We start from the raw sequence: 10,519 nt of genomic DNA, 5'->3' as shown, positions 1-10,519 counted from the left end.
TCGCTTGGCATCCGCGTAGTCGCTGCTCCCCTCATTCCCATCGGACGCATTCATCGCCATATCGCGCGGGTCCAGATAGCCTTCGAATGCGGATTCTGCAAAAGGACCTGCCAGACACGCAACTATCACTTGGATCGCTTCATCGCGTTGGAAATGTCGATCCATATCGTCCTCGAAAATCGGCTTTCGCTCCGAGGTGAATCCTTGCGCTGAATAGAAAACCGTGCCTTCGACAAAACCACCGCACTCTCCGTCACCGGCGTGGGGTAAATACTAACACTTGAGAAAGCAGGGAGTTCACGGTCGTCGTCGAACATCTGACGGTGCAAAACGATGGCGGCCACCGCGGGTCCGGCTTCGTGATGCGCCACAAGCGGCAGATATTGGGAGGCTACATTCATGCGGTGCGGCTCTCAGGTCTAGTTTCCATCCAAGCCCTGATATCGGATTCAAGCCATGCGACTCGGCCGGGGGAGATGCGACGCCGCTTAGGGAACAGGCCTGCCTTCAGAGTCGCGCGGTCGCGCTCGAACTGCGTTCCACTGAAGTGCTTCAGGGTCTTTGCCGACTGGCCGGCGGCCCAGGCAAGTGCCCGCTCGCCTTCCACATCTTCAAGCCAAAGATAGAGATCGTCGTCGGGAGCATCCAGCGTTGGACGGACATCAAATGCGTTCATGTCCGGACAGCCTTCAGAAAGAAGGGATAGAGGCTTCCGTTTGATCGGGAACGCTTAGTGTTGGTAGCGGCGCCCACATGTTCGAAAAGCGTGATCATTGATGAGTTCTTCCAGTCGGTGCGGCATCGCAGTGCTTTTGCGCATAGGACCGCAATTGTCGTGCCAACTGGGAAAATCGTTTCGGAAAATGCGATCGCTCTGGCAGCGTTGTGTCAGATGTCCGACATCGTCGAGAATCCGACAACGAGTGCTCCTCCTAATCACCGGATCAACCTCCGGCGCCTGGCGGTGACACCGCATTCCTCTGTCTTTCCAGGAGACGGCGTGGACATCAATGCCGTTCCTCACCGAACCCGCCTCCTAGCCCTTCGCCTGTGTAGCATACGTCACGGCCGCCCCCCGGTTTGGCTTCAACCTGGGATTACGGCGTCCTCTTTCGCAGAGAAGATCGGGTTGTTCGTGGCGCGCGCAGCGGAGCCGAAGGAGCTTTTTCTGGGTTGCGGATACTGGCATGTCGATATTACGACCGTGTGTCCTTCGACAAGCTTGGTGGCTTCTTCAACCAGAATCTCGCCGGGGAGATCGAATCGTTATCTGCGCCGCAAAGTGCGGCCGGTGAGCGGCGTGGCCCTGCGTTCCAGTTGGCCACGGTTCTCGCTGGGACGAGCAAGTAAATGGCTTGCGCAGCAACGGTGCGATCACACCTGGAGCACGGCGTCATCAGGAAAGCGCCATCCTTGTGCGCCCACGACACCCTGGTCGCCATCGGCCGCATCGCGGGGGGGCACTGTGGGCGATAACCATTCATTGATCTGGGCGATTGAGGGTTCTGCCGGGGCGCTATTGCTGCTCGGTAGGGCTGCGGGCTGGCGAGTCTACCAAGGCGAGCAACGACAGGCGAGACGGCAGACATTACGTGACGGAACTTGATATTGCAGTGCAGCAAGCGTAGAGCACCGCGCGCTTATCGGAGTGTCGTCCATGGCCCTTACCAATGCTGGTAACGAGGCAGAACCTGTCGAACAATCGAGCCATTCTGAGGTCGAGCAGCACAGCACCAAGGCGCTGATGTTGGGCGCACTAGGTGTCGTTTATGGCGATATAGGCACCAGCCCGATCTATGCATTTCGCGAGGCGTTGCATGCATCAGCGGGTGGCAACGTCGCCAGCCGTGGCGACATCCTCGGCGTACTCTCGCTGATCATCTGGTCCCTGACGATCACCGTGACGATCAAATACATCATGTTCGTGCTCCGCGCCGACAATCGAGGCGAGGGCGGAGTGCTGTCGCTTATGGCGCTGGCGCGCAACAGTTTCCCGACCCGCTCTGCGGTGATCCTCGGCATCGGCATCGGCATCGTCGGCGCGGCGCTTTTTTTTGGCGACGCCGTCATTACGCCGGCAATCTCGGTACTGTCGGCGGTCGAAGGTATGAATGTCGTCACGCCGACGTTCCAGCCCTATGTGGTGCCGCTGACACTGGCCATCCTGGCGATCGTGTTTGCGGTACAGCGGTTTGGCACCGGCGGCGTAGGATTGGTGTTCGGACCCGTTACCGCGCTGTGGTTCCTGGCCATCGGCCTTTCCGGGCTCAACCACATCATGGACGACCCGGAAATCCTGCTGGCAATCAGCCCGCATTACATCGTGTCGTTCCTGGTCAACTCGCCTGACGTCGCCTTCGTTACGGTTGGTGCAGTCTTCCTCGCCGTCACCGGAGCCGAGGCGCTCTACGCCGACCTCGGCCATTTCGGCCGCAAGCCGATCGTGCTCGCCTGGCTGGCGATCGTGTTCCCTTGTCTGTTGCTCAATTATGTCGGGCAAGGCGCCTTCGTGCTGGCAAATGGCGGCGTTGTCGGTCATCCGTTCTTCGAGATGAACCAGGGCTGGACGCTTATTCCGATGGTCGTGCTTGCCACGGCGGCGACCGTGATCGCCTGCCAGGCGGTGATCTCCGGCGCCTTTTCGCTGACCAGGCAAGCGGTACAGCTCAACATGCTGCCGCGTTTCGTCATCCAGCACACGTCGGAAAAACAGTCGGGCCAGATCTATCTGCCGCGCATCAACCTGATGCTGGCGCTGGTGGTGATGCTGCTGGTGGTCGCCTTCGGCGAATCCAGCCGGCTGGCCTCGGCCTACGGTATTTCGGTGACCGGCAATATGCTGGTGACGAACATACTGCTTTTTGTTGTGATGACGCGCATCTGGAAATGGCCGCTCGGCGTCGCGATAGCCTTAATGGCGGTGTTCGTCTTCATCGATACCGGCTTCTTTGCAGCTAACATCGTCAAGGTATTCGAAGGCGGCTGGGCCTCGCTTGCCATTGCCGCAGTGATCGTGATGACCATGTGGACTTGGATAAGAGGCAGCAGGTATCTATTTGACAAGACGCGCAGGAACCAGATTCCGCTCGATTTCCTTGCGGGCAATCTGTTGAAGAAGAAACCGCAGCTGGTGTCCGGTACGGCCGTGTTCCTGACCAGCGATCCCGCCAGTGCGCCGACCGCGTTGATGCACAGCCTGAAGCACTACAAGGCGCTGCACGAACAGAACGTCATCCTCTCTGTGGTGACGGCGCAGCAGCCCGTGGTGCCCGACAGCGAGCGGATCAAGATGGAAACGATCAATGAGCTGTTCATGCGGGTGACACTGACCTTCGGCTACATGGAACAGCCTAACATCCCGCGTGCGCTGGCGATCTGCCGCAAGCAGGGTTGGAAGTTCGACATCATGACGACGTCCTTCTTCCTGTCGCGTCGCTCGCTCAAGGCGTCACCCAACTCCGGCATGCCGGTGTGGCAGGACAAGCTGTTCATCGGCTTGGCGCGCACGGCCGCCGACGCGACGGAGTATTTCCAGATCCCGACCGGACGTGTGGTCGAGATCGGAACGCAAGTGGCCGTTTAGGCATGCCCGGTTAAGCAGAATCAATTGGCATTTCGCGAGCCGGTGAATGCCTGACCGGGCGGAGGCCACGATGCTTGCGCCAAACTGGGGTCCGGTTCCAGGCCTGAAGCTTCCGGCCCCGAAAGCCGTCCTTTACGCCTGCGATCATTTCCGTTCCGCATTGTCTTGCCGACCCACCAGTCGAGATGCGCTGAAACGACCTCGCCGGGCAGCAACTTATCATTTGAACCTAATCGATGTGCCGCAAGTCCGACCTTCATTCTTCAGTTCACAGGCTAGCGTTGCCAAAATCGGCGTGCCGCCTAACCGGCGCCGCACCGTGACCTGTCAGGATGCTATGCAGGCGCGAGGCAGAAGCTGGCTCGAGGCCGCCGGCCTGGTGCTGGTCCGGCAGCGGCCGGGCTCGGCCAAAGGCTTCATGTTCCTCTGGAGGATGAGACGGGTGCGGCAAACGTCGTCGTCTGGGTCAAGATCTCTCGAGAAATTCCGGCGCGTGCTTCTTGCTTCGGCCATGCTCGGCGTCCGCGGACGCATCCGACGGAAGAGGAGGTGGTGCACCTCGTCGCCCACGAGCTGACCGATCTGTCGGCCGGGCTGGCCAGCGTGGGAAACCGCAAGACGCCGTTTCCGTTGCCGCACGGCCGAGGGACGAGGCTCATCACGGCGGATCGGGCATCGATCCGCGCGGCATGCCGAAGGGGCGCGACATCGTCGATGCAGTATGACCATATCGACCCTATCAAGTTCAAGACGCGTAACTTCCGGTAGCGCTTCCGGAGGCCACTTCAGCAGCATGTTGTGCACACTTTTGTCGGACCCTGTTAACTGCCGATTGGCAGCAGGTCACCCCGTGCCGGATCCCAAATGTCGTCGCTCTCAAGCGCAACGACTGCCCGCACCCTTTTTAAGTCAGCGAGCACCTCCACCGCCGGACGCCGCCCCGTTTCCTGAGCCGCGGCGTAACGGGTGTATTTGTGACTGTCCGGCTCAAACCACTTCAACGATTCCAAAGTAGCCATGGCATCGCCCTTGCGGCTGCGCGTGATGCGAATGATCGTGATCCCATCCTCAGCGCTCGCGTCGAATGGAGACACGCTGCCAACGCTTCATCTGCTCTACCCCATCTTTGTTCCAAGGCGGTCGGATCATCTCAATGAGCCCTGCCTCGGGGTGGCCAAAGCATGCATATTTATCGTTCGGCCCCGCATCGAATTATCATCTGCGATGTGGGACTCGATCTTGGGTTGGCGACGGCTTAGCTCCGGGAGTAGACGTCGGACCACTGATAAGTGCCGGACCTTCTCCACAATTTCTCGGCGGACTCATCGTGAACGCTCGATTGGACGTAAATGCGGTTCGCGGAAACGCAGGTCTGGCCGGCATTGCGGAACTTCGCCTGGACCGCACCGTCAACAGCACCGTCAATGTCGGCATCATCGAAGATGATGAAAGGTGCATTGCCGCCGGTTTCAAGGCTGACCTTCTTGATCTGGTCAGAGCACTGACGCATCAGCAGCCGTCCGGCCTCGTTCGAACCGGTAAAGCTGATCTTTTGAATCTTGAAATTGGTGCAGAGTTCACGGCCCACGCGATCACCTTCGGACGCATAGATCAGGTTGACCACGCCATCGGGAAAGCCGGCCTGATGGCGAGAGCAAACATTGCACCTAGCCACGCCACAATAAGATCGAGCGCGGCTTCGTTGCGTGCGGGTCTGTGGTCAGTGGAGGGCGGAGGAAAAGCGCTCGGCGTGCTCGCCCTCGCGATACCACTGGTTCGCGCCGGCAAGCGCCAGTTTCTGAGGCAAATCGCCGAACAGCTGGTAGAGCCTTACTCTCAGGGCTTGGCATCTATGTCGCCTACGACCGCCACATGCAGCCCGTCGCGTGCGAAAGCGGCTTTGTGGAAGGCGCTTAGATCGGAGGGCGTTACGCTAGTCAGGCTCCCTTGGGCGGTCTCGAATACGGATGCGTGCCGTAGATTCCGCGCCGCCAGGCCAGCTCGGCGATCGCATGAGGTTCGCGCTCATTGGCAATGATTTCGGAGAGAAGCTGGGCGCGTATGCGGTCGAAAAGTGCTGGTGTAGCCGGCTGCGGGTCCCGCCACCGAGAATGTCGGCCAGCAGTCGAGCGCCGCGGCCTCGCACCAGGGACCGCCCATGAATGACTCATGCGAGGCGTCTCAAGGCTGTCCGCGATCCAGCGCCAGATCTCCGCCTCGCCCGAGGGGCGCAGAGCTGGCCGGTTGTGCAGGAGCCGTAGGCAATATCCGCCTTCCTCGTTCGGATGGGTAACGCTTGCGATACGGAGTCTTGACTTTGGCAGTCGCTCTGTGACATTACCTATATAAAGTTCGAAAGAAGGCGATATGGATCATGCATAGGTCACAGAGACCCGAATGAAGGCAACGTATAAACGCACCTATTCGCGCTACGCGATGGAAGCGCTTGGCCTTTTCGGTAAGACCATCCGGCTTGGCCGGATGCAGCACCGGTTAACCGCACAGGAGTTAGCCGAGAGAATCGGTGTTTCACGCAGCACCCTGCAGCGCATCGAGAAGGGCGATCCCAAAGTCGAAATCGGACTGATGTTCGAAGCTGCTGCCATTGTCGGTGTGAAGCTGTTCGATGCCGACGGCAAGGGCATCACAGCCCTCACAGGCCGCATGGACGATCGCATCGCGCTGCTGCCGAAGCACGTCTACAAGGCCAGCAAGCAGATCGTCGATGAGTTCTAAGGTCCCCAAGTACGACGAAGCCTATGTCTGGGTCTGGCTGCCGGGCGAGACCGCGCCGGTTGTCGCCGGGCGGCTATATGCCCATGACGGACTCGTCAGCTTCAACTATGGCAGGAGCTTTCGTGAACTGGGCAGCGCGATCCCGCTTTATCTCCCGGAACTGCCCCTGAAGGCAGGCGAATTGCCTTTGCTTCCTGGCCTAACCATGCCGGGATGCATCCGCGATGCTGCCCCTGATGCCTGGGGACGACGGGTTATCCTAAACCGCAAATTCGGTGTGAAGGGCGATGAAATCGCGCGGCTCGATATTTCAGAACTGACGTTCTTGCTGGAATCAGGCTCGGACCGCATCGGCGCGCTCGATTTTCAGTTTTCGCCCACGCATTACGAGCCGCGCGCACTGGCCAATGCCACTCTCGAAGAGCTTGTCCAATCGGCGGAGCGGGTAGAGAAAGGTATTCCGCTCACCCCCGAATTAGATCAGGCGCTGCATCACGGCAGCTCGATCGGCGGCGCAAGGCCAAAGGCGCTGATCGAGGATGACGCCGTCAAGCATGTCGCGAAATTTTCCTCGTCTGCCGACCTTTACAGCGTCGTCAAAGGAGAATTCATAGCCATGCGGCTTGCCGCCTTGTGCGGCATCAGAGCGGCATCCGTCTCGCTCGTTCGCGCCGCAGGCAACGACGTGTTGCTCGTCGAGCGATTCGACCGGATCAAGGTCACGGGCGGCTGGCAACGCAAATCCATGGTCTCAGCGCTGACGATGCTCGCGCTCGATGAGATGATGGCGCGTTACGCCAGCTACCAGGATTTGGCGGAGATCATTCGCCACCGATTCACCGCGCCGTCGGAAACTCTGCGCGAGTTGTTCAGCCGCATTGTCTTCAACATACTTTGCGGCAACACCGACGATCATGCCCGCAACCATGCGGCATTCTGGGACGGCGCTAAGCTCACCCTCACGCCTGCGTACGATATTTGTCCGCAGGCCCGCAGTGGCCAGGAGGCCAGCCAGGCCATGCTCATCAGCGGCAATAACCGCATGAGCCGGATAGCGTCCTGCCTTGAAGCGGCGCATCACTTCCTGCTCAGCGCGCCGGAAGCTCTTGCGATTGTTGAAGGCCAGCTCCGATGCATTGCGGAGAATTGGCCGCGTGTCAGCGAGGAAGCTACGCTATCCGGCATAGATCGGAATCTGTTCTGGGGCCGACAGTTCCTCAATCCCTACGCTTTTACGGCGCTGGAAGGAAGCGCCGACGTTCTCCGCGCTCTGGCTGACGAACTACGCAACAGTGTTCACGCCTGATCCGGCGCTGGATTTCGGACAAGCTCGGCAAGCGCAAGACGCCACAATATGGACAACCCTTGCCGTGCCAGGACGAAGATTGAACAAACGGCTCTTCAACAGTGACAACGTGCACTGCGGAGAGATGTTGAGCTGACACCGCAAAAGCCCAAGACGCGCGACTTCCCGCGATACAACTCCACATAACTGAGCGTCTACAAGCGGTGCAGCCAGCCAAACATCCAGCCATCAAAGCGATGATCGTCTGATCTTTTGCCGATGACATCACGTCGGGGAAGACTTGTTCGAGCGCTTGCCGCTTCATATCGATACCGGCCTGGGCGTAGCGCATCGTTAGTTCAGCCCGAGTGGCCTGGCCATCGACTGATGGTGGCGATGTCAACACCCGCCTTGACGAGGTGGATGGCCGTCGTGTCCCGCAAAGGGCGATGATGGATGCTCTTTTCCGCCATGGTGGTTCCTTCGCCCGCAGCCATGTGTGCGCAGCAAGTATCGAACACCGAACCGGGTGAGCAGTGTGGGGCGGTCGTTGCTTTGCTCGGCGGGACAGGGCGGTATACCAGACGAAGGTCACAATCGAAGATTCAGGATCCCTGAACTCGTGCATCCGTATTGAACATCAGCGAAAACAGAGCGTAATCCCGCTGTCCAGAAGGCGTGCGGCGGTCGATACGCGCCAGGACGCTCTTGATTTCCGGGCTCATCGAGATATTCGACAGGTGCCACCCACGCGCCCTCTTGAAGGGAAGTGTCACCACCAGTTGCAGCGTATCCTAATATTCGGGGTGCTCCGAAATCAGGAACCGCGCAAAGGCATGCATCGCCGCCAGCCTTGCATTGCGGGTCGCAACTGCCACGCTCGACCTCAAGTGATGTGAGAAAGCTGCCCATCCTGTCGGTATTGATGTCGGAGACCGCTTCTTTCAAGAATATCTTCCCGCTCTCCCGCGGCATGAGCCCGTGGCATGCTTCGGCCCAATGCTGTGGATTGATGTTTCTTCATGCCACAACCTCGCTGACGAGACCGCCGAAAGCCCCTTCAAAGCGGTCGGTGGCGATCTCTCGCAGCTTTGGAAGGTAGTGCATTGATTTTTCGTGGAATGGGGACCCTGTTTAAAGGGTGATTTTCGTCCAAACGGGACCCCTTAACGATGGGGTCATCAAGATGCCTCCGGCTTGATCGGAGGCATTTGTGTTTTGGATGTTGGTTTTAGAGACGATTGCAAAGAAAGTCGGCTGTCGCTGGTCCAGGGGAAGTCGATCAAAGCGATCTGCCGTGAGCTGAAGATCTCGCGCAAGGTGGTGCGCAAGGTCCTGCGTTCTGAGCAGACGCAGTTCCGCTACGAGCGCAAGCACCAGCCCTATCCCCGCATGGGAGCTCGGCGTGAGACGCGGGACCGGCTGCTGTCGGCGAATGCGGCCAAGCCGCAGCGGGAGCGGCTGCCGGTCGCTTCGACGGCTTCCATTGCATTCCCCCGTCGGTGTCGAAGACCTGCACGGTGCGCTTCGACAACAACAAATACTCGGTGCTGTCGAGTGCCGTCGGTCGGCCCATCGAGATCCATGCTTATGTCGATCGGATCGCATCCGCCAGAGGATGGCGTGGTCGTGGGAGAACACGTTCGCTCCTTTGGCCGCAACGAGGTCGTCTACGATCCCTGGCACACGGCGCGCGCCGTTCCTTGGCTGGGTCGTGCGGTCGGCAATGGAGAAGGTGCGGCGCAGCTCAAGGCGGTTGATGACGTCGACCGGCAGATGGTGTTGATCCTCACCTGGGTGCTGACCGACGGATTGAGCGCGGTCGAGGCCGCCTGTCAGGAAGCCATCGAGCACGGTGCATCGTCGGCGCCGGTGATCCTCAACATCCTGGCCCGCAGCCGCGATCCGGCGCCGGGCACGATCCTTTCCATTCCCCAAGCGCTGAAGCTAGCTCACGAGCGGTCGCCGACTGCACCCGCTATGACAGTCTCAGGAGGACAAACAGCCATGGAACGCACCGAGGTACTGGAACTGATGGGAGCGCTGAAGCTCTACGGAATGCGCAGAGCCTATGACGAGATCATGGGTGCGTCGCCATCAAGCGACGGCACGAGCCGCCCAGGATTGTCGGTGATCTCTTGCAGGCCGAGATATCGGAGAAGCAGGCCCGCTCCATCAAATACCAGTTCGCTGTCGCCAAGTTGCCGCTGGCCAAGGACATCGACGACTTCGACTTCGCCGACACGCCGGTCACCCCCTGATGCGCGATCTCGCCCGGCCGCGCCTTCGTCGCCGATCAGCGCAACATCGTCCTGGTCGGCCGCCTTCACGGGTCACCCCACTCGCGCGGAAGGTCGACCGCATTGCGACGGGCGCGTGTCGACTTCCCAACAATGTCAGACAGGAGACGCAACGCTATCGGAGCGATCGCATTGCCCGAAACGATTTTCCCAGTTGGCACGACAATTGCGGTCCTATGCGCAAAAGCAAACTAGACCTGAGAGCCGCACCGCATGAATGTAGCCTCCCAATATCTGCCGCTTGTGGCGCATCACGAAGCCGGGCACGCGGTGGCCGCCATCGTTTTGCACCGTCAGACGTTCGACGACGACCGTGAACTCCCTGCTTTCTCAAGTGTTAGTATTTACCCCGACGTCGGTGACGGAGAGTGCGGTGGTGTTGTCGAAGGCGCGGGTTTTTATTCAGCGCAAGGATTCACCTCGAAGCGAAAGCCGATTTTCGAGGACGATATGGATCGATGTTTGGAACGCGATGATGCGATCCGGGAGATAGTTGCGTGTCTGGCAGGTCCTTTTGCAGAATCCGCATTCGAAGGCTATCTGGACCCGCGCGATATGGCGATGAATGCGTCCGATGGGAATGAGGGGAGCAGCGACTACGCGGATGCCAAGCGA

General features: G+C 59.5%; 6 protein-coding genes and 4 pseudogenes. 7 read left to right on the top strand and 3 right to left on the bottom strand.

Annotated features, from left to right (window positions below; all coding sequences use genetic code 11):
- Positions 1-397 precede the first annotated feature (397 nt).
- Positions 398-676 (bottom strand): AlpA family phage regulatory protein, encoded by a 279-nt coding sequence (locus tag EN850_RS37800; RefSeq protein ID WP_127309512.1) that lies wholly within the window; start codon positions 674-676, stop codon positions 398-400.
- Positions 677-1,657: 981 nt separating this feature from the next.
- Between EN850_RS37800 and EN850_RS33105 the strand changes: the two genes are divergently transcribed.
- Both EN850_RS33105 and EN850_RS33100 read left to right on the top strand, forming a co-directional pair.
- Positions 1,658-3,583 (top strand): potassium transporter Kup, encoded by a 1,926-nt coding sequence (locus tag EN850_RS33105; RefSeq protein WP_127309513.1) that lies wholly within the window; start codon positions 1,658-1,660, stop codon positions 3,581-3,583.
- 307 nt (positions 3,584-3,890) lie between these two features.
- Positions 3,891-4,351 (top strand): annotated as a pseudogene (locus EN850_RS33100) (OB-fold nucleic acid binding domain-containing protein); the annotation flags it as partial.
- Between the two features lie 53 nt (positions 4,352-4,404).
- Here the strand turns inward: EN850_RS33100 and EN850_RS33095 are convergent.
- Both EN850_RS33095 and EN850_RS33090 read right to left on the bottom strand, forming a co-directional pair.
- Positions 4,405-4,677, bottom strand: a complete 273-nt coding sequence (locus EN850_RS33095; RefSeq protein ID WP_127266913.1) for a hypothetical protein — start codon at positions 4,675-4,677, stop codon at positions 4,405-4,407.
- A 215-nt stretch (positions 4,678-4,892) separates the two neighbouring features.
- A pseudogene (locus tag EN850_RS33090) lies at positions 4,893-5,228 on the bottom strand (aldehyde dehydrogenase family protein); the annotation flags it as partial.
- Positions 5,229-5,980: 752 nt separating this feature from the next.
- On the opposite strand from EN850_RS33090, the gene EN850_RS33080 reads away from it, so the two are divergent.
- From EN850_RS33080 to EN850_RS33060, 5 genes and pseudogenes are all read left to right on the top strand, one after another.
- Positions 5,981-6,319: a helix-turn-helix transcriptional regulator gene (locus tag EN850_RS33080; protein WP_236383572.1), complete on the top strand. Its 339-nt coding sequence runs from the start codon at positions 5,981-5,983 to the stop codon at positions 6,317-6,319.
- Positions 6,309-7,625: a HipA domain-containing protein gene (locus EN850_RS33075; RefSeq protein ID WP_127206482.1), complete on the top strand. Its 1,317-nt coding sequence runs from the start codon at positions 6,309-6,311 to the stop codon at positions 7,623-7,625. Before EN850_RS33080 ends, EN850_RS33075 begins: the two co-directional genes overlap by 11 nt.
- A 1,442-nt stretch (positions 7,626-9,067) precedes the next feature.
- Positions 9,068-9,601: pseudogene (locus EN850_RS37560) on the top strand (IS21 family transposase); the annotation flags it as partial.
- A gap of 10 nt (positions 9,602-9,611) precedes the next feature.
- A pseudogene (locus tag EN850_RS37555) lies at positions 9,612-9,925 on the top strand (ATP-binding protein); the annotation flags it as partial.
- A gap of 192 nt (positions 9,926-10,117) precedes the next feature.
- Positions 10,118-10,519: hypothetical protein (locus EN850_RS33060; RefSeq protein WP_135897788.1), on the top strand; the 402-nt coding region annotated here is incomplete at its 3' end.

Origin of the sequence: Mesorhizobium sp. M8A.F.Ca.ET.207.01.1.1, from assembly GCF_004794715.1 — a bacterium.
In the GTDB taxonomy this organism is placed as follows: Bacteria; Pseudomonadota; Alphaproteobacteria; order Rhizobiales; family Rhizobiaceae; genus Mesorhizobium.
Note: the sequence above shows the minus strand (reverse complement) of the source record. Positions and strands in the feature narration are given on the sequence as shown.

Coding starts and splice junctions, on each gene's coding strand:
- EN850_RS37800 (WP_127309512.1), bottom strand. CDS start 676: ATGAACGCATTTGATGTCCGTCCAACGCTGGATGCTCCCGACGACGAT.
- EN850_RS33105 (WP_127309513.1), top strand. CDS start 1,658: ATGGCCCTTACCAATGCTGGTAACGAGGCAGAACCTGTCGAACAATCG.
- EN850_RS33080 (WP_236383572.1), top strand. CDS start 5,981: ATGAAGGCAACGTATAAACGCACCTATTCGCGCTACGCGATGGAAGCG.
- EN850_RS33075 (WP_127206482.1), top strand. CDS start 6,309: ATGAGTTCTAAGGTCCCCAAGTACGACGAAGCCTATGTCTGGGTCTGG.